Genomic DNA, 20466 nt, shown 5'->3' with positions numbered 1-20466 from the left:
GATGGCAAATAATGACATGCTTATCAAGCTGTTCAATATGGATATCGATTGGAGTTTCATCTCACAGCAGGCAGAACGACAGGTGACTATTCGCAAACCGATTGGTCCCGACCAATGTGCGGTCCTTTCCTGGGCTGAAAGGCACTTTCCACAAACCTGGCTAGGGGAGTTTCAGCGGGCACTGAATAACACACCATGTTCATGTTTTATCGCACAACGTGAGTCATCTCTGCTTGGGATTGCCTGTTACGATGCTACCGCACTCGGTTTTTTTGGTCCCTTAGGTGTTGTTGAGTCAGCACGCGGCAATGGTATCGGCAGTTCACTGACCAAAGCATGCCTGTTGGATATGCGACTGAAAGGCTATGGCTATGCAGTAGCAGGCATGGCGGACGCATCTGATTTCTACCGCAAGGTCGCTAATGCGGTTGAGATCCCCGACTCCAGCCCGGGTATCTATCAATCCACACTAGCACTGAAAGCCCCCCCTGATTAACAACCTGTTAACCCTATCATTGCATGAATTCACCAGGAAAAGGGATCGTATCGGTAAAAATAAAGAACGGACTTCACTACACTGATAACTTCATCGTGTACCAATAATTGTTTTATCGATGATCGTGCTGGAGCGTTTGGAGTTGTTGATTAGTGCTACTTTGCCACTATAGAAAAATAAACAGCAGTAGCGCCACAACTATAAAGAACCCTGCTACTCGTGCTTTTGCCTTAAAGAGAGGCATATTCTTTTTCTTGTCTGTATGCTGGTACACTTTCCATGCCGTCACACCATGATATACACCAATAGCCAAAAACAGCAGCGGCATCCATGTTTGTATTGATATCGCGTTCATTTCAGTTAACTAACTTTACATGATTCTTTACAGGCATTTATCGTTGCTTGGACTATCTATTCAATCTTTGACAACAGACTGCTTCATTCTATCTCGTACCATATGCTCCAGTGATGGGTAATAGACTTTCCCCAACTCACGTGCACGCCACCAGCCTTTTGATTTTCTTCCGATCAGTATCTGAGGTATCTCTAGAATATTTTTGTTTAGCGGTATAAAGGTACGCCAAGTCATTGTGAACAGGCCCTGGTCAGGTTCCAGAACGATAGTGTCTATCACTGCCTTTTTTTCAATGCTCTTCCCCATTTGATAAAAGAAAACAACAGGCACATCTATCTCAGGTAAGGTGAAACCGGTATGCCCCTCCACCGTCAGGTTTTCCAGAAACACACGCTCTCCACCTTGAGGATAGGGAATCTGTTGATCCGCAGGTGCCGACTGAAAGTAGGCAGAATCAAAATCTGCAGGTGGTAACGGAAAGATATTGTCTCGCCAGTTCTGATCGTAGGTACCTGCCAGTTGGAGTCTCGGAACCCAGCCTCTTCCCACGGGACCGAACGACATCGGGGAATAAGTTCCATTTGGCATGGTCACTGGTCGTTTCAGCTCCTCCGTGTTCGGCATTGGCGAACCATTGACAAAAGACCGGTTCAATTCTCGGTGGTAACCCTTACCGACAGGATTCTTCATGAATACACTGTGCTTATTCTTATTTTTATGATTATCATCTACACCACCGAATGCACGATCATAGCTGATCGGCATTCTATCAAAGATACCTGCATAGCCAGGTCGAATTGCAACATTACCCGATTCCCAAAAGCGATCGCCTGTAACGGCGAATGATTTTAGCAGGGGTCCCAATCTCAAGGTTACTTCAACTCTTGATGCCGGCTTTTCTCTAGGCGAGTAAGCACTTCCGACCAATAGAACATCGCAGTGCCGTTTGAAAGGTGCATAATCAAGTTCATAGAGCGGTGCGGAAATGCCAGGCTCACCTGTATAGACATCCGCCTCAACCAATGGCTTTTGTGGTTCGGAATAGCCAGGCTGTCCGCCCCTCTCAGGCATAGTGAAAGTACCTTTTACTACAACCACAAGTAGCTCACGGCCATCGGGCAGCATACTCATGGTATACCCGACCTGCATTGGCGTGGCGTTAAGTAATTCCATTTCAGCTGATCTTTTACTCAGCAGCGCTCAATTGTGGCGCTGTCAAGTGCATGCCACTTTGACGACAGGCCGCTATTTGTCGCTGCCATGCTTGCTGATTAGCTTGATTGCGCCCATGTTCAGTCTGAGTGTCGTATTCCCGGGTTAAACTCTCTGCTCGCTGATCATGTTCGCGCATGACACGACGCATTGCCAGGAGCAGTCTGTTTCTTGATCTTCCCCGCAAGGTTCTTGCTTCTGCTGTAAGATCCCGGTAACAGAGTCCGACTATATCGAAATGTCCCTGTTCGTGTGCCAGGAGTTCTGTGGTTTTCGCGGATACCACGGCCCATGACCCGGCGGCATTCAAAACCATCTCGAACTCCATCTCGCCCAATCTGTGTTCTGATTCCTCTTCTACGACCCTGACTCTGCCAGGCCGAAACCCCATGGAGATTCGCGCATCCTCGGATTCTCCCCGGGGGCGGCTTTGAATGTCTCTGAAATCGCTCCACGTCAACTGTCTGGGCCAACCGATCAATGTAGGACCAGGTTGTCCAGGTGATGCCGCCGCACCCTGTGATTGAGCAGACCCGAATCCTGCATGGGCTATGTCCGGGGATGGGCCAGGCGGCACTGGCCGATTGTTACGAGCAGGCGATGGATTGTCACACATGATCACCTCCTTTATATTGCCCTTTCACGCTACTTTAGCCATACACAATCGCTGATAATAGGGTAACAAGGACTCCTCGCTAAGAGCTCTGAAATATTCATCAAATCTTTTAAGATCATTTTGGTGCGCCTGTTTCGTATTTACGGCACTGATCACATTATCGCAGCACTGAAACAGATTGAGTTCATTCTGCAAATAGTCCGTCGTGCTTTTATCGGATGGCGGCACTCCCTTGCCCATCGGTTGATCCACAGCTTGATCAAGTGAAAAATAAGCGGGTGTAACGGCTCTCAACTCATGGAACTGGCCATGCGTGGCATCGAACAGGGCCAACAGGCTTGGAGGCCATATCTGATAGCCTAGCTCAGGGTTGACCGCCTCTCCTCTACCCACCAAAAAAGCAAATAGTAGCTTGTTATCGCCGATTACCGGGATGGGCAGACTCATATAGTTTGCAAATTGAAGTGACGGACTGATGAGGTTTCTTGCCGACGCAGTAATTACTGATGTGGATTTTTGATCAGACATTGGATGGATACCTATAGAATTAGCCTTTAGGAATTTGCAACACGTCCAACCCAGAGTAAAAAATCCCCGCTGAATACATCGTAGTACGGGAGTAGAGGCTTTTCCGCATGTCGTTCGAAGTAATAAGCATATTCTTTGGCTGCCAGCTTGATTTCCGCACTTACCCCGTCATCTCCTTTTAGGAATGCTGGTATCAGAATGTCATAAAGCGTCCATATCTTTTCAAACTCAGGGATAATGTCCTCGGGTTTGTCAAATGCCGGTCTGTTGTGAATCCATGGTGGCGGTCGCAGGTTCGGTACATCCATCTCGAATTGCTTAAGGGTTAAGAACGCCCTGCCGGTAAGGTCATAGATGGCTACATATTGAGGCTCTGTTATTGCCGTTCCATCCTCCGGGGTGGTACGGGTAAAGTAGATGAGTCGCCGTACGATTACCCTGTTTCTCTCGACCTTCACCATTGGCAAAGTTATACCGCGCTCTATCGGCATCATGTTCGCATGCTGTCCGATCTGCTGGACTGCTTCTTTCATGGACATGGCGGATACACCTGAAGTGTTAATGCATAACGAAAATAAAAATAGCCTTGCATACAAGAATACCCTCTTGTCCATGACCGCTACCAAATCGAATTATTGGTAACAGCCGCACCCGATGGTGTGAATCCATTCGCAATGGAGTTGTTCGCACCTATTGTGAGAAAATTTTGAAACTGGGCAGCCGTCGCTCTTTGATTGCAAGCACCTATACCGGTGTCGTTATAGATGACATGAGTGATGTTTCCATTGTCATCGTATTCATAACCCGTTACCAATACTGCATGCTGACCGGTCTGTGTACCCCAACCAGGCAACCCGGAAACATCACCGTTGGCGATAACCCCCCGTCCCTGCGAGAGTGCCGTTTCGTACTGACTCAATTGAGCACCTGTCGATGTGGCTGGGATTGTCGATGAGGGAACACCATTATTGGTAAGTATGGAGGCTTGTTGCGAAGGCGTTGTACCACCACTGAAAAATGCCTGATTTTGTGCCGTCACCGGGGCGCCACCGGGACTAGACGGGCTGCCGACAGTGGCTTGAGAAGCATTGTTGTTGGCGATTGCCGTATTCATCATGGTTTCCTGACCGGGATTGGCGTTTGTGGCCTGCTGCACGATCTGCCTTGAAGACTCGATACCGCAGTTATTGTAGCTCTGGCCCGGGGTATTGGAGCCAATGGCATTTCCGGTCGAATTTGTTGAGCCAGGCGGGGGATTTCTTCCCGCTGCCATGCTTTGACAGGCCTGATTGCCCAATCTGGGATTGCCCGTAACACCAGAAAGGCCGATCAGTACCGTTGGACAGCATGGAGGCATGATCACCGACCCGGGATGAGTGCCCTGATCGCTCAACCTGGCGGCCGGCATATTCATGATGGGTACTGGAAAAGCGCCACGCACAATGGGGTTTGGCACTGGTATGGGGGTCAGACAAAGACTCATATCCCCCATCCTTGCCGCAGGTCTGCCACCTATCCATACAGTGAGTGCACCCGGCGGTATAATCGGCAATCCAGGTGGTGGGGCGTGGGGGATCGGCGGAACGGCTGGAAGTACTTGAGGTAAACTACACATGATCGTATCGCCTACCCGCGCGGCAGGTTTACCACTCATTTCTCGTCCCCCTCAATAACATTTCGCCGATATCCGTTCATCTACATTCTTAACTTTTTGATCATGTATTGATTTTAACCATAGTGCCCTTGATCGTGATGATACCGCCAGCATCAATATGTACCTTGCCTGCAGCGGTTTTGAAGGTCACATCGGTCCCTGAAACCTCGATCTTCCCGCTCGGTTCCATGCTGATGGACGCGGCGCCGGTTTTCAGTTCAATCTTGCTCGCGGCCGTCAGTTCATATTTATCCTGACAGTCGATGCTGTACTTTCCTTTGATACTGGATTTCTTTTCACCGTCCACCTCCTCTGACAGGTCTCCACCGACCGTGTCACCCCTGTCACCGCCAACACTGGCTTTTCTGTCGCCCGCCACTGTCTCCAGTTTGGCGCCACCGACCTCTTCCGCCTTGGCGCCACCCACTGTCTCATTCATTGCCGCACCGACAGAGACCTGATAAGCAGCACCGATGGTGAGCACCTTGGCGGCGCCTACGGTCTCCGTGCTGTTGACACCCACGGTTTCCGACTTGTTCAATGCCACGGTCTCTGTTTTGTTGGAACCCACCGTTTGTGTCATGTCAACACCGATGGTCTCGGTATGATTCTTGGCGATGGTAATGGTCTTATCGTTATTGACCTGCTCAGACTTGTCATGCCCGACAGTTAGCGAACGATCATACCCAACCCGTTCACTGCGACTGCTTTCGGTGATATTGGTATGGTTCTTCTCGGCATGAATATAGAGCTCTTCGGAGCCCTTCTTGTCTTCAAAGCGGATTTCGTTAAAGGTACTGGGATTGCCCCCTTTCGTACTACGGCTCTTGATCCCGCTCTGGGTCATGTTGGCGGGCAGATCATAGGGCGGCATCTGATCCGCATTGTAAACCCGTCCGGTAATGATCGGCCGGTCCGGATCACCCTCCAGAAAATCGACAATCACCTCCTGGCCAATGCGTGGTATGTGCATCGCTCCCCAGTTCTTCCCCGCCCACACCTGCGCCACACGCACCCAGCAGGAACTGTTCTCATCCCGCTGCCCATACCGGTCCCAGTGAAACTGCAACTTCACCCGGCCATACTCGTCCGTGTAGATCTCCTCGCCCGACGGACCCACCACCACCGCCGTCTGCGGCCCCTGCACCATCGGCTTCGGCGTGATCCGCGCCGACCGAAATCCCTCTCTTGTGTCAAAGCAGCTGAACTCACAGCCATATAACGGCCCTTCCACGATCTCAGGCACCGACTCGAAGGCATCAGAATGCAGCATGTAGTACGCCCCGGTCACCAGATACTCCCGATTCTGGTCCCCTCGCGGATGCTCGGTCATGGTGAATAGACCACCCGTCGTTATCCCGCGCGCATTCCCCTTCCCCTCCAGTACCTCATGTCCCGCCTGCAGCTCCTGGATCCGATACCTGGCATAACTCTCACCGTCCGGCGGTACCTCGTACTCACCCGGATAATCATAGATCTCGTAGTCCGCATATGAGTGGCTTCTCGGCATCAGGGCATTCGTCGAAAGATCCGACTTCGGCGTCTCGAAATTGTAATCGGTCTGCGCATACTTCCCCGGCCGCACCGACTTGCTGAACTTCCAGCTGTGAATGTAATCACGCCAACGGCTCGACCCGGTCTCCGTCGGCGGTAAATAGGGAATCTCCGAATAGGCCTCCAGCACACTGTGGGAACTGTAGTCATCACACAATATCAACGTGTGCTTGCCCGCCTCGTGCTTGAAGTAGTAGTAGATCCCCTCCTGCTCCATCAGCCGGCTGACAAAATTGAAGTCGGTCTCGCGATACTGAACACAATACTCCCATTCCCGATAACTGCCGCTCAGCTGATCCTCAAAATCACTGAAACCATTGTCCTGAAACACCTCCTTGATGATGTCGGGCACCCGCTTTTTCTGAAAGATGCGACAGTCCGAAGTCTGCGTCAGCAACCAAAACCACGGCCGTAGCGTGACCCGGTAGTGGGCAAAATAGGCCATGTGCCCAACCTGGGTGAAACGACTCACATAACCGTCGAAATAGCGCTTGCTGGTGTTCACCATGTCCATCTCGACCGTCATCTTCTTACCCAACAGATCGTCATGGGACACCGATTCGTTGTCACTCAGCAGGTCCACCGTGAATTCATACAAGCGACCCAGCTCCTCACGCCCCTCCAGCTTGAGGATCAAGAGTTCGTCCGGGCCCAATGGGGTTTTGATCTGTAGCTGCCGATTACTCTGTGTGAAAGCCATCCAAGACTCCTGCGCATCTAATTAAGCATTGTCATTGTTTGTCTCATGCCTAAACGCTCTCGAGATGGAGAGATTATACGAAAGCATGTTAAGTATTTAGAGTATGTGATTCAGAATAGCTTGGGTCAATGCTGTCGTATAGGTAGTTTTGCACATTGACTGTGTGTCCCTTTATACAATGCACTGCACAATAATCGATCCACTCACCACTATGCCGAATAGTTGATTGCCTGATTATTCGTCCCGGCGGCTTCCGCTAAGATACTTAGACGAGATACAAATGAGTAGTCACACAGTGTGATTTATAGCCAAATACTCAATAAACAGGTCTTTGCGGACATTGAACAGTTGCTACGACCTGCTACGCTTGGGTTTTGTTGAGTGACATAGTTCCGTTGACAGCTACACACTAATAAGGATGAGATAACAATATGTCGGAGCGAATGCACTTCTCGGTCGAGCTTGGTAGAAAGAGGGATCGAAATCACATACAGGATTCCGCCAAAGGCTTTACTATTGTCATGCTTGGAAGCTTTGGCGGAGGCACCGGCACCGGTAATCCAATTACACAAAACGGCCCTTCACTGCACAGCATCGAAACCGATACCATCGACAAAAAGATCGCAAAATTACATCCTTCGCTAACACTGTTGGGCGACTCGGGCCAACAAATCACTCTTCGGTTTGAATCCCTTGATGATTTTCATCCCGATGGACTGCTGGACCAACTGGCTGATTATCGACCGGTAACGGGTGAACAGCAGACGCTAACCTCCTCTGATCATCGCGCCGAGGAAATATCAGCCGATGATGAGAGATCTGATGAAAATGAATCGCAAAAGGAGACGCTATCACGGTTGCTTGGTCAACGTCCGCTGTCTGTGGAACAGCAACAGGAATCAGGTTCGTCTTTAAACAATGCCAAACAATCGATGATTGCGGATGTGGTTCGTAGGCTAGCCGAAAACGCTTCTGGTGCGGATCAATCCGATACATCCGGTGAACCGCCGGCCCATACGCTCGATGAGACAGACAAAACCATTTTATTGAGAAGTGTACTGCACAATGAAAGTTTCCAAAAACTGGAAGCAAGCTGGCGTTCCGTGGATTGGTTGTTGCACAGTATTGAACCCGATCCCTCTATAAAATGCTATCTCTTGGATATCAGGCGCTCCGAGTTGGAGCTGGAACAATCGAGTCATACGGAGCCAACAACCTCTCCCCTCTATCGAGTGATCAGAGAGACGCTTGAACGACAAGATTTATTAGAATCCAGTTTTATACTTATAGACAACCATGATTATGGCCCCGATCAGGAAAGTACAACGATGCTGGATTGGTTGGGGTTACTGATGGATCGTTTTGACGGCACCCTGCTGGCCGGATCCGCTTCAAGTTTGCTCAACGATCAGGTCAAATCCGGGGATTCCTTCAATGCCTGGAACACCTTCAGAAAGCAACCCTCAGCCAGGAGAATAGCACTGCTGTATCCCGAGATGCTGCTCCGCCTGCCCTACGGATCCGCCACCGACCCTATTCAATCACTGTCATTCGAAGAGCTAAATCAAAACTGGACGATTGATGAGATGTTATGGGGCAATCCGGCTTATGCGCAGGCGGTTGTGCTGATAAATCGGTGGATGACCGAGGGAGATAGGGTCAAGGCATCGGTGTTGACCGATTTACCGGCCTTTACCTACCAGAGCGAAGGTGAGCACCACCTCCAGCCCTGCACCAAACTACTGCTAAATGAGCAACAGATCGAGCAATTACTCAATCTTGGTCTTGTCCCGGTTATCGGCAGTCGTAACAGGAACACCATTCAGCTCCCCTGGTTCCAACATCTTGGCTTTACCAGCGGTTGACGGCAGTTTTATGGACAGCGCAACACAAGTGCCATCATGTAAATGTTCACCAGCTACGTTAGCGACGATAAACCAGGGTGTAAATAATTACTTAATTGACCAAAATGGTAATATTTAACTTCCACTTATCGGCATTTGTTATAGTATCAACTACAACGGTTTTGTGCTAAACCTAGTGGTTAAAAGGGATATGCAAAATCAACATTGGAAAGACAGAAACAGATCAGATCAGCAAGAAAATCAAATAGTGCGATCAGCACTATTCCATGGGGGATGAAGGATTGACGACAACCATTGACCTTGAAAAACTTCTCACTGCAGTCTCAGAGGAAGCCCCGGCAGGTTCCGACTTGGAATATGACCCTCTGTTCAGTGAGATGGAAAGGGCATCAGAGGGTAAAGCGGAACAGGAGTTCGGTGACACGATTGTTCCGGCCGAAGACCCTGACTGGCGTGAACTGAAAAACAAGGCATTACAGGTTTTGCAGCAGAGCAAGGATCTGCGAGCTGCCATCTACCTTACCCGCGCGCTGATTCACACCGATGGCTTTGCCGGATTCTCCGACGGTCTCGAACTTATCAAGGGCTATATTAATCAGTATTGGGAGAGCCTGCATCCTCAACTCGATCCTGAGGACAACAACGATCCTACTATCAGAATCAACACCCTGATCAATTTATGTGACCCTTTCGACACCCTGGCCGCCGTCAACAAGACCCCAGTGGTTACATCCAACGTGATGGGGACCTACAGTTACCGGGATATTCAGATTGCCACAGGCAGCCTGCAACCCACCGATGCGGATAACCAGGAGATTGCGCTGGATCAGATCGACGCTGCATTCCGCGAGTGTCCATCGGAACAGACGCAACAGACCCTGTCCCATATCCGCCGTGCCATCGAGTGTGTGAACGCGATAGAAAACCAGCTAAATGAGAGAGTAGGCATCGACCAGGCGCCTGACCTTCAATCCCTCGTGGATCATATGAAACTGCTGGAAAAAGAGGTAGCGACTCGAGCCGGTGTCGACATGATGGAAGAGGACTCGATGCAGGATGGGAGTGGCGTATCGGCACAACAGCAAAACGCATCTTCCGGAGCCATCAACAGTCGTGACGATGTCATCAGTGCCTTAGAGCGAATCAATCAATATTACCGGAAACATGAACCTTCCAGCCCGATACCCTTGCTACTCGATCGAGCAAAGCGGCTGGTGAAAATGGACTTTTACGAGATCGTCCAGGATTTGGCGCCGAACGGCATGTCTCAATTTGATTTTCTGTGGAAGGAAGAAGACAGGTAGGGTCAGGAAATCACCCTGCCGGAATCGATTTTTAGTGGCAACATACCGAATTGGTTTAGAGATAATAGAGAGGTAGATCGTGGCAAAAGAGAGCAGCCAGAAGTTTGTAGCCCGAAACCGGGCACCCAGGGTCCAGATTGAGTACGACGTGGAACTCTACGGGGCTGAAAAGATGATCCAGCTACCTTTCATCATGGGAGTGATGGCGGATCTATCAGGCAAACCGGAAGAGGCTTTAGCGCCGGTAGCCGAGCGTAAGATGCTTGAGATCGATGTCGATAATTTTGATGAACGTCTCAAAGCCATGAAACCGCGTACGGCCTTCAGGGTACCGAATACACTGACAGGTGAAGGCAACATCAATGTGGATATCACCTTCGAGAGCATGGATGACTTCTCACCTGCGGCGGTAGCCAAAAAGGTCGGGGCCTTGCGGCAACTGCTCGATGCCCGTACCCAGTTGGCCAATCTGCTGACCTATATGGATGGTAAATCCGGCGCGGAGGAGCTGATCGCCAAGGCCTTGAAAGATCCGACACTGCTGCAATCCCTGGCCTCTTCCCCCAATCCTGACGAAGCATCATCTGAGGATTCGTCCTCAGCAGAGGAGTAAAGCATGGCTGAAACAGATACCCAACAGGCTGAAGGCAAAGAATCGACACAGGGTGTAGTTCCCGACGAGTTTTCAGCACTGCTTCAACAGGAGTTCAAGCCCAAGACCGAGCGAACCAAGGAAGCGGTTACCAGTGCCGTACAGACGCTGGCTGAGCAGGTGCTGAAAGAGACCAGCATCGTATCCGATGATGCCGTCGAAACCATCGAGGGCATCATTGCCGAGATCGACAAAAAGCTCACCGAGCAGGTCAATCTGATCCTGCACCACGAGGAGTTCCAAAAGCTGGAAGGCACCTGGCGCGGACTTCACTATCTGGTCAACAATACCGAAACCGACGAGATGTTGAAGATCAGGGTGATGAATATCTCCAAACAGGAACTTGGCAAGACCCTGAAGAAATTCAAGGGAACCGCCTGGGATCAAAGCCCGATCTTCAAGAAGGTCTATGAGGAGGAGTATGGTCAGTTCGGTGGCGAACCTTATGGCTGTATGGTCGGCGACTACCATTTCGACCAATCACCGCCCGATGTGGAGATGCTCACAAACATGTCCAAGGTTGCGGCAGCGGCCCACGCCCCATTCATTGCCGGCGCGGCGCCGACGGTCATGCAGATGGATTCCTGGCAGGAACTGGCCAACCCAAGGGACCTGACAAAGATATTCCAGACCCCTGAATACGCCTCCTGGCGCTCTCTAAGAGAGTCCGAGGACTCCCGTTACGTCGGCCTGGCCATGCCTCGTTTTCTGTCACGCCTACCCTATGGCGTTAAAACAGATCCGGTCGAGGAATTCGATTTCGAAGAGGATACGGAAGGCGCACAACATAACAAATACACCTGGTCGAACTCCGCCTATGCGATGGCGGTAAACATCAACCGGGCGTTTAAGATGTATGGCTGGACAACCCGTATCCGTGGCGTTGAGTCCGGTGGTGCAGTGGAGAGTCTGCCGACGCACACTTTCCCCACCGACGATGGTGGTGTGGATATGAAATGCCCGACTGAGATCGCCATCTCGGATCGTCGTGAAGCGGAGCTGGCTAAAAATGGTTTTATGCCGCTACTTCACCGTAAAAATTCAGACTTTGCCGCCTTTATCGGCGCCCAGTCTCTGCAAAAACCATCTGAATATGATGACCCGGATGCAACCGCGAATGCCAACCTGGCAGCGCGTCTCCCCTACCTCTTTGCCAGCTGCCGTTTTGCGCACTATCTGAAGTGTATCGTACGCGACAAAATCGGCTCCTTTAAAGAGCGTGAGGACATGGAGAAATGGCTCAACAAATGGATTCAGAATTATGTTGAACCCAATCCGGCAACCGCATCCGAAGAAGACAAGGCGCGCAAGCCGCTGGCAGCCGCCGAAGTTGTTGTCTCAGAAGTCGAAGGCAACCCTGGTTACTATACGTCTAAATTTTTCCTGCGACCGCATTACCAGCTGGAAGGATTGACGGTTTCTCTACGACTGGTATCAAAGCTACCTTCCGAGAAGACAGCCTGATACCGCGAAACCACTAACTGGAGGATTTAATCATGGCAGTTGATATGTTTATGAAGATTGAGGGGGTTGATGGTGAAAGCACCGATGATGCCCACAGTAAATGGATCGAATTATTGAGTTACAGTCACGGGGTTTCACAGCCTGTGTCCGGCGCCAGCGGTACCGGTGGTCGAACCGGCGGGAGAGCCGACTTCGCGCCTTTCCTGGCGGTAAAGACCGTAGACAATGGGACGCCCGATCTCAACATCAAGTGCGCCAAAGGCGAACACATCCCAAAGGTGGAAGTCGAACTATGCCTGGCTTCAGGTGACAAACACACCTTTATGAAATACACCATGGAAGATGTCATCGTCAATTCGGTCATGCCCGGTGGCAGTGCGGGTGATGAGACCAAACCTGTTGAAACCGTAGAATTCGCATACGGCAAGATCAAATGGGAGTACACACCTATTGATCATACCGGTAAACCTGGCGCCGCCACGGACAGAACCTGGAATCTTGAGACCAACAAACAGGAGTAATGCGTCTCATACAGGTCACCATTCAATATAAATCACAACAGACACCATTACTCCCCCCAGGGGGAGTAATGGTTGAGTTCACCCAAGGAACTGTCAGCCTTGGATTTTACGTCAAGGGAGCAAAGTTACCATCGTCAATTTCGGAAGCTTCGGGATCACTCATTGTACTCATCATCATAGGTATCCTTGAGCAGTCATCAACGTGGGTATTCTGACTATGAATCGCACATTGAATACACTCTGGAGCCTGTTAACACTCATTCAATCGGCTCTGTTGCACTTGAAATAGCGCCAATCAAGGCGTGAGGAGAGAGGATTGGTAATTCCAAATGAAAGACGAATGACGACACATCGCTCATTCTGCCTTGCCGGAACGAAAAAATAATTCCCGCCGGGCTGATTGAATGAGTGTAAACAGGTCCTAGCAATCACAATTCATTGGGGTCGTTGCAATTTGCCTCGATCAGAGAGCATATAAGGTCATCACGATGGATGCAGAAGAATTTTTAAAACAAGGTCAATTAGACGAGGCTCTCCAGGCACTGCAGCAGAAAATCCGAAAAGAGCCCTCGAATGCGAAATTACGGGTCTTTCTCTTTCAATTACTCTGTGTAATAGGTGAATGGGAACGCGCACTGAGTCAATTGGACGTGGCCGGCGACATGGATTCACTGAATCTACCGATGACACAGACCTATCGCGAGGCGATTCAATGCGAACTGTTCCGAAAAGAGGTATTCAGCGGTGAGAAATCCCCTTTGATTTTCGGCGATCCCCCCGAGTGGACCGCATTTCTCATCGAAGCACTGAAACACGCTGGGGCCGGGGAATACGCTCAAGCCGAAACACTGCGTAATCAGGCCTTTGAGTTGGCGCCAGGAAGCGCCGGCACTATCGATGAGCAACCTTTCGAATGGATTGCCGATGCCGACAATCGTATCGGACCGATGCTGGAGGCGATCATCAATGGCCGATACTATTGGATTCCGATGCAACGCCTGAAACAGGTGACTATCGATACGCCTGAGGATCTGAGGGATATGGTGTGGGCACCTGCCCATTTGACGTTTGAGAACGAAGGTCAGACTGTTGCACTGATTCCTGCACGTTACCCGACCACCGAGGAAGAGAGCGATGCGATGCTGAAGCTTTCCAGGAAAACCGAGTGGTTGGAACCCTACCAGGGGCTCTATACCGGACTGGGACAAAGGATGTTTACAACCAATCTGGACGAGTATCCCCTGTTGAGTACCCGTCAGATTGATTTTAAAACAACGATAGACAGTGAAGCGGACTAATCAAACCAATCGTCAGTATGCATATCAAACGTTCCAAGCAAATAGCGGTTAATCGGAGTATTCAGTTTGAAAACCGCTAAACAACAAAATCAGTTACAACCGTCTCTGCTTGACCGGCTAACCGATGACGAGCCAGGCAAAACCCGTGAATCGCAGGATAAGCGGATCATCTCCATGCGTCGCCTGCGACAAATGGTCATGCGTGATCTAGCCTGGTTGCTGAACACCACCAATCTCTCGACCACAGAAGATCTTGCTGCCTACCCGGAGGTGGAACATTCAGTACTCAACTATGGTCTTACGGAACTCTCGGGACATTTGGTAACGGGGATGGATCTTGCGCGACTGGAACGTTTGGTACGGCAGGCGATTCAGGATTATGAGCCGCGCATCTTACCGCAATCCGTCAAGGTACGCTCTATCAGAGACAGCGGCAAAGAGAGCCACAATCGATTGATGTTTGAAATCGAGGGTCAGCTATGGGCGGTGCCGACACCTTCCCATCTGCTTATCAAGACCCAGATCGACCTGGAGGAAGGTGGCGTGACCCTGTCCGATGCATTCAGTTCAGGCATGGAGTAATCCCATGGATCCGAGATTACTCAAATATTACAACAGTGAATTGCAGTTCATGCGCGAAATGGGGGCAGAGTTCGCAAAATCCTATCCCAAGATTGCCAGCCGCCTTTCACTCGACGAATTCGAATGTGCCGATCCCTATGTGGAGCGCCTGTTAGAGGGTTTCAGTTTTCTCGCGGCCAGAATCCAGCTTAAGATCGATGAGGAGTTCCCACGCTTTACTCAGCATCTGATGGAGCGAGTCTTTCCCCACTATCTCTGCCCCACTCCGTCGATGATGGTGGTTCAGTTCCAGGCCGACATGCTGGAACCCTCCCTGGGAGACGGCTTCCCGCTGCCCCGCCACTCGATCCTGCGCAGCCGCCTTGGCAAGGGGAGCCACACGGCCTGTATCTATCGCAGCGCACAAGATGTCACATTATGGCCGATCGAAATTCACAGCGCGGATTATCTCCCCACACCGGCGGCAATCAATCTGGCAGGTATCGGCAGACAGGAAAAGGCCAAGGCTGCCATACGCATCAGGCTGAACACTACCGGTGAGATCCCATTCAACAAGCTCGACCTGAACAAACTGCCCCTCTTTTTAACCGGAGGGGAAACCGGAATGCGTACCTTTGAGGCGCTGGCAGGCCACGCCTTGCGTATCACCGGCAAAAATCCGGATTCGGACCAATACAGCACCACGTCAGATCCCAGACCGGCACGCATCATGGGGTTTGAGAAAGACGAATCCCTGCTGCCATATGGTCCCCGATCCTTTCAGGGTTATCGGTTCCTGGCGGAATACTATGCGCTACCCGAGCGATTCATGTTCATCGAACTGTTCGACCTGCAGCGGGTCATCAGTAGTTGTGAGGGAAATTCACTGGATCTCTTCATCATGCTCGATGAGAGCGATCCCGAACTTGAAGATAGTCTGAACGAGTCAAACTTCCTGCTCTACTGCGCTCCGTGCATCAACCTTTTTCCGAAACGCGCCGACCGTATCCATTTGACCGACAGTGAAGCGGAATATCATATCCTGCCCGACCGGACCCGGCCTATGGACTATGAGGTGTATGAAATCGAGGAGATCAAGGGTTTCGGCAGCAGTAGCGAGCAGAGTCAGACCTTCTATCCCTTCTATGCCAGTAATGACTTTATCTCAACCGATCAGCCTCGAGCCTATTACGCCACCCATAGAATGCCTAGGTTGCTGTCATCCAAACAACAGCGTGAGGGCGCCCGTTCCAGCTATGTAGGCAGTGAGGTATTTATCTCTATCGTTGATGGGGACGAAGCTCCCTTTCAAAGTGATCTACGGCAGCTTTCAGTAACGACACTCTGTACCAATCGTGATCTATCGATGCATCTTCCACTGGGTCACGGTGAATCAAACTTTAGCCTCGACAGCAGTACCCCGGTGAATAATATCCGCTGTATCGGTTCTCCCACGAAGCCCAAGCCATCCACCGCGAAGGGAGGCATCAGTTGGCGCCTGATCAATCATCTTTCGCTCAACTATCTCTCACTCTCCGGTGAGGACAGGGAGCAGAGTACAGCGGCACTGAAGGACTTTTTACAACTCTATTCCGACACCGGCGATCCAACGATGCGAAAACAGATCGAAGGTGTCGTATCGATCACCTCAAAGCCGGTCAACAGACGTCTACCCAGTCCTGGCCCGATTGCATTTGGCCGCGGCCTGGAGGTAACCCTGACCTTGGATGAAATGGCATTCGAAGGCAGTGGCGCATTCCTGTTCGGTGCAATGATGGAACAGTTTTTTCGAAAATATACGGCAATCAACTCCTTCACGGAGACGGTGATTGTCACCCTGCAACGCGGAGAGATCATGCGATGGCCGGTAAGGCTGGGTCTGAGACAAACGCTCTAGGTCTGTTTGACAGGCTGCAACAGGCACCCTATCGCTTTGATTTTTATCAGGCGATGCGGCGGCTGGAGTGCGCCTATCCGAAACAGCCGCGTCTGGGCGAGTCACTGCATACCAAACATGATGCAATTCGACTCGGTCAGGATCCGACCATGGGGTTTCAGCCATCAACCCTTTCCTCATTCAAACAGGGTAAGGGGGGATTACCGCCCCGTCTGGGTCTCTACTTTTTTGGTTTGTTAGGCCCCAACGGGCCTCTCCCACTTCATCTGACCGAATATGTCCACGACCGAATACACAACGAGCATGACGCCACCCAAGTCGCTTTTCTCGATCATTTTCAGCATCGGCTGCTAACCCTCTTCTACCGGGTCTGGGCAAACAGTCAGCCGACCGTCAGTTTCGATCGCCCGGAACAGGACAGATTCGGTAACTATCTCGGTTCTGTATTCGGCATCGGATCCCCCCACCTTCGTGATCGCGATGCGATGCCGGACCTGGCAAAACTGCACTATGCCGGGAGACTCTCGGATCAGACCCGCAATGCAGAAGGTCTGGAAGCGATCATACAAGACTTTTTCCAACTTCCGGTACATATCGACGAGTTTGTCGGGACCTGGATCGAACTGCCTGACAACAGCCGTTGTCGATTGGGTGCCTCGACGGATATCAGTACACTGGGGGCGACGATTATCGTGGGTGACCGGGTTTGGCAGGGACAGCAGAAATTCCGCATTGTGATGGGAGCCGTCGAATATAACGACTACCAACGTATGCTACCCGGCGGCGAGAGTCTGAAAAGACTCATCGCAATCGTAAAAAACTATATCGGGGATGAGCAGGACTGGGAGTTGAACCTGATCCTGCAGGAGCAAGAGGTGCCGCAGTTAAGCCTGGATGGTGAAAGCCGACTCGGCTGGACGACATGGCTTGCTCAGGAACCCCTGGGCCGGGACGGCGATGACTTGTTCCTGCATCCGCTTGAAATCAGAGGGCTTCATACATGAGCGAGATAAATCGTGCCGCACTGTTTGGAAAACTGAACAGCCTCGGCTACAAGGCCATCGAAAGTGCGACGGTATTCTGCAAAATGCGCGGGAATCCCTATGTGGAGCTGGTTCACTGGTTTCATCAGATTTTGCAACTGCAGGATTCAGACATCCACCGCATCATCAAGCAGTTCAACATCGATCCCTCCCACCTGGCGAAGGATATAACCGAAACCCTCGACGCATTACCCCGGGGTTCGACCTCGATTTCCGACCTCTCATCCCATGTGGAAGAGGCCACCGAACGAGGCTGGGTCTACGGTACTCTGATGTTCGGGGACAGCCAGGTGCGCACCGGTTACCTGATCATCGGGATATTGAAGACCAACAGTCTACGCAATGCCCTGATGCGCATTTCCGACCAGTTCAAAAAGCTCAGTATCGATACCCTCACAGACCGTTTTAACGAAGTGGTTGAAGGCTCTCCGGAACAGGCGCTGCGTTCCAATGACGGCTTCCAAGTCGGCGGTGGCGCCGCTCCCGGTGAGGCCAGTGATGCCATCGCCCCTGCCCAGATGGGCAAGCAGCAGGCACTGCATCAATTTTCCGTAGACCTGACCGAACGGGCCAGAAATGGAGAAATCGATCCGATTGTCGGGCGTGATGAGGAGATCCGCCAGATTGTCGATATCCTGATGCGCAGACGCCAGAATAACCCAATCCTTACCGGCGAGGCCGGTGTCGGCAAGACCGCAGTAGTGGAAGGCTTCGCCCTGCGCATCGCCCGGGGTGACGTACCCCCTTCACTGAAAGAGGTCACCCTGCGGGTACTCGATGTCGGTCTGTTGCAGGCCGGCGCAAGCATGAAGGGAGAGTTTGAGAATCGGCTCAAGCAGGTGATCGAAGAGGTCCAGTCCTCCGAAAAACCGATCATCCTGTTTATCGACGAGGCGCACACCCTGATCGGTGCCGGCGGCAGTGCCGGTACCGGGGATGCGGCCAATCTGCTGAAACCCGCCCTCGCACGCGGCACCCTACGTACAGTGGCCGCCACAACCTGGGCGGAATATAAGAAATATATCGAGAAAGATCCTGCCCTGACCCGACGCTTTCAGGTGGTGCAGGTGGATGAACCGGACGAAGATCGGGCCATCCGCATGATGCGCGGCGTGGCATCGACCCTGGAAGGTCACCATCAGGTGCAGATCCTGGATGAGGCACTGGGTGCCTCGGTCAGACTCTCTCATCGCTATATCCCTGCCCGTCAACTACCGGATAAATCGGTCAGCCTGTTGGATACCACCTGCGCCAGGGTTGCCATCAGCCAGGCGGCTGTTCCTGCAGAGGTGGATGACAGCCAGCGCCGCATCGAGGCCTTTGAGACGGAAATGGCGATCATCGGCCGGGAGAAGGCCATCGGCATGGATACCGAGGAGCGTGAAAGCGCCACCCTGGAAAAACTGGAGCAGGAGCGCGATCGCCTGGTCCAGCTCTCAGAACGCTGGGAGACCGAAAAGGCGCTGGTGGAAGAACTGCTGCAGATACAAAACCAGCTCAAGGGATTGAACGGTGGCGATGAAGATACCACCACCGAAGAAAATGCCGGCGAGGACAGCGAAACGCAAAGCAAGATCGGGGTCAGCGATGAAACGGAGGACACGGGCTCTGATTCCGCATCTGATCTATCGGCCGAAGAGATGATGCAGCGTCTGACCGAACTCAAATCGGAATTGAGCGAACTGCAAGGCGAACGCCCACTGATCCTGCCCAGCGTGGATGCTCAGGCAGTCGCCTCCGTCGTCGGTGACTGGACTGGAATTCCGGTCGGACGGATGGTGAAAAATGAGATCGAAACCATCCTCAACCTCAGTGACACCCTGGCAAGACGCGTCATCGGTCAAGACCACGCCCTGCAGATAATCTCCCGCCGTATCCAGACCTCACGGGCCAATCTGGACAATCCTAACAAACCGATCGGCGTGTTCATGCTCTGCGGCCCCTCAGGGGTGGGCAAGACCGAGACCGGACTTACATTGGCGGAATCATTGTATGGGGGTGAACAGAATGTCATCACCATCAACATGAGCGAGTTTCAGGAGGCGCACACGGTCTCCACCCTGAAAGGGGCGCCTCCAGGGTATGTCGGCTATGGCGAAGGCGGAATATTGACCGAAGCGGTGCGACGCAAACCCTATAGCGTGGTCCTGCTGGATGAGGTGGAGAAGGCTCATCCCGACGTCCATGAGATCTTTTTTCAAGTATTCGATAAAGGTTGGATGGAAGATGGCGAGGGCCGCCATATCGATTTCAAGAACACCTTGATTCTGCTGACCTCCAACGTGGGCACGGAGATGATCGACAATCTGTGCAAGGATCCCGATTTGATGCCGGAGCCCGATGCCATCGCCAGCTCACTGCACGATCCCCTGCTGAAGGTCTTTCCCGCCGCCCTGCTCGGCCGGCTGGTAGTGATACCCTACTATCCTCTGAGTGACGAGGTCCTGGCCAAGGTAGTGCGTCTGCAGCTGGGCCGTATCGAATCCCGTATCCAAGAAAATCATGGCATTCCGCTCACCTATGAGGATAGTGTCGTGAAGCTGATCATCAGCCGCTGCACGGAGGTGGAGAGCGGTGCCCGCATGGTGGATGCCATCCTCACCAACACCCTGCTGCCGGAGATCAGCAGACACATTCTGATTGAAAAGATGGAGGCACGCCCGATTGGAAAAATCCACATTGGTGTGGAGAATGAAGAATTCAGCTATAACTTTTCTTGAAGCCGAAGAAAAGCGACAGAGATAAC

At 51.7% G+C, this 20466-nt stretch carries 18 protein-coding genes; 11 read left to right on the top strand and 7 right to left on the bottom strand.

Annotated elements, in window-relative coordinates; all coding sequences use genetic code 11:
- Position 1: 1 nt before the first annotated feature.
- The gene (locus AB8516_RS02705) at positions 2-496 is read left to right on the top strand and encodes a GNAT family N-acetyltransferase (protein WP_369157822.1); all 495 of its coding nucleotides are present in this window, start codon (positions 2-4) and stop codon (positions 494-496) included.
- Positions 497-662: 166 nt separating this feature from the next.
- On the opposite strand, the gene AB8516_RS02700 is transcribed toward AB8516_RS02705, so the two are convergent.
- The 7 genes from AB8516_RS02700 to AB8516_RS02670 form a co-directional block, all read right to left on the bottom strand.
- The gene (locus tag AB8516_RS02700) at positions 663-851 is read right to left on the bottom strand and encodes a hypothetical protein (protein WP_369157820.1); all 189 of its coding nucleotides are present in this window, start codon (positions 849-851) and stop codon (positions 663-665) included.
- A 60-nt stretch (positions 852-911) separates the two neighbouring features.
- Complete coding sequence (locus AB8516_RS02695; protein ID WP_369157818.1) at positions 912-1982, bottom strand: DUF2169 domain-containing protein; 1071 nt, start codon at positions 1980-1982, stop codon at positions 912-914.
- A 55-nt stretch (positions 1983-2037) separates the two neighbouring features.
- On the bottom strand, positions 2038-2679 hold the full coding sequence (locus AB8516_RS02690; RefSeq protein ID WP_369157816.1) for a DUF922 domain-containing protein: 642 nt from the start codon (positions 2677-2679) through the stop codon (positions 2038-2040).
- Between the two features lie 24 nt (positions 2680-2703).
- Positions 2704-3207 (bottom strand): hypothetical protein, encoded by a 504-nt coding sequence (locus AB8516_RS02685; RefSeq protein ID WP_369157814.1) that lies wholly within the window; start codon positions 3205-3207, stop codon positions 2704-2706.
- A gap of 26 nt (positions 3208-3233) precedes the next feature.
- Positions 3234-3746 (bottom strand): hypothetical protein, encoded by a 513-nt coding sequence (locus AB8516_RS02680; protein WP_369157812.1) that lies wholly within the window; start codon positions 3744-3746, stop codon positions 3234-3236.
- Between the two features lie 80 nt (positions 3747-3826).
- Positions 3827-4861 (bottom strand): PAAR domain-containing protein, encoded by a 1035-nt coding sequence (locus tag AB8516_RS02675; RefSeq protein WP_369157810.1) that lies wholly within the window; start codon positions 4859-4861, stop codon positions 3827-3829.
- 61 nt (positions 4862-4922) lie between these two features.
- Entirely contained in the window at positions 4923-7115 is a 2193-nt protein-coding gene (locus AB8516_RS02670; protein WP_369157808.1) for a type VI secretion system Vgr family protein, read from the bottom strand.
- A 431-nt stretch (positions 7116-7546) separates the two neighbouring features.
- Here AB8516_RS02670 and AB8516_RS02665 point away from each other — a divergent pair, with 431 nt between their 5' ends.
- From AB8516_RS02665 to tssH, 10 genes are all read left to right on the top strand, one after another.
- Complete coding sequence (locus tag AB8516_RS02665) at positions 7547-8980, top strand: type VI secretion system contractile sheath domain-containing protein (RefSeq protein WP_369157806.1); 1434 nt, start codon at positions 7547-7549, stop codon at positions 8978-8980.
- A 281-nt stretch (positions 8981-9261) separates the two neighbouring features.
- Positions 9262-10284, top strand: coding sequence for a type VI secretion system protein TssA (tssA, locus tag AB8516_RS02660; RefSeq protein ID WP_369157804.1), 1023 nt, complete (start codon positions 9262-9264; stop codon positions 10282-10284).
- 79 nt (positions 10285-10363) lie between these two features.
- Entirely contained in the window at positions 10364-10897 is a 534-nt protein-coding gene (gene tssB / locus AB8516_RS02655) for a type VI secretion system contractile sheath small subunit (RefSeq protein WP_069125795.1), read from the top strand.
- A 3-nt stretch (positions 10898-10900) separates the two neighbouring features.
- A complete protein-coding gene (gene tssC, locus AB8516_RS02650; RefSeq protein WP_369157801.1) occupies positions 10901-12400 on the top strand; it encodes a type VI secretion system contractile sheath large subunit in 1500 nt (499 codons plus the stop codon).
- A gap of 32 nt (positions 12401-12432) precedes the next feature.
- A complete protein-coding gene (locus AB8516_RS02645) occupies positions 12433-12921 on the top strand; it encodes a type VI secretion system tube protein Hcp (RefSeq protein ID WP_108289426.1) in 489 nt (162 codons plus the stop codon).
- 488 nt (positions 12922-13409) lie between these two features.
- Positions 13410-14219 (top strand): type VI secretion system accessory protein TagJ, encoded by an 810-nt coding sequence (locus AB8516_RS02640; RefSeq protein WP_369157798.1) that lies wholly within the window; start codon positions 13410-13412, stop codon positions 14217-14219.
- Positions 14220-14285: 66 nt separating this feature from the next.
- Complete coding sequence (tssE, locus tag AB8516_RS02635; protein WP_108341503.1) at positions 14286-14801, top strand: type VI secretion system baseplate subunit TssE; 516 nt, start codon at positions 14286-14288, stop codon at positions 14799-14801.
- A gap of 4 nt (positions 14802-14805) precedes the next feature.
- Positions 14806-16677, top strand: a complete 1872-nt coding sequence (tssF, locus tag AB8516_RS02630) for a type VI secretion system baseplate subunit TssF (protein ID WP_369157795.1) — start codon at positions 14806-14808, stop codon at positions 16675-16677.
- Positions 16641-17681, top strand: coding sequence for a type VI secretion system baseplate subunit TssG (tssG, locus tag AB8516_RS02625; RefSeq protein WP_369157793.1), 1041 nt, complete (start codon positions 16641-16643; stop codon positions 17679-17681). The genes tssF and tssG overlap by 37 nt, the downstream gene beginning before the upstream one ends.
- Positions 17678-20440 (top strand): type VI secretion system ATPase TssH, encoded by a 2763-nt coding sequence (tssH, locus tag AB8516_RS02620; RefSeq protein ID WP_369157791.1) that lies wholly within the window; start codon positions 17678-17680, stop codon positions 20438-20440. Before tssG ends, tssH begins: the two co-directional genes overlap by 4 nt.
- The last annotated feature ends 26 nt before the right edge of the window (positions 20441-20466 follow it).

The sequence above is a fragment of the Candidatus Thiodiazotropha sp. LNASS1 genome (assembly GCF_964212655.1).
Lineage (GTDB): Bacteria > Pseudomonadota > Gammaproteobacteria > Chromatiales > Chromatiaceae > Thiodiazotropha.
Note: the sequence above shows the minus strand (reverse complement) of the source record. Positions and strands in the feature narration are given on the sequence as shown.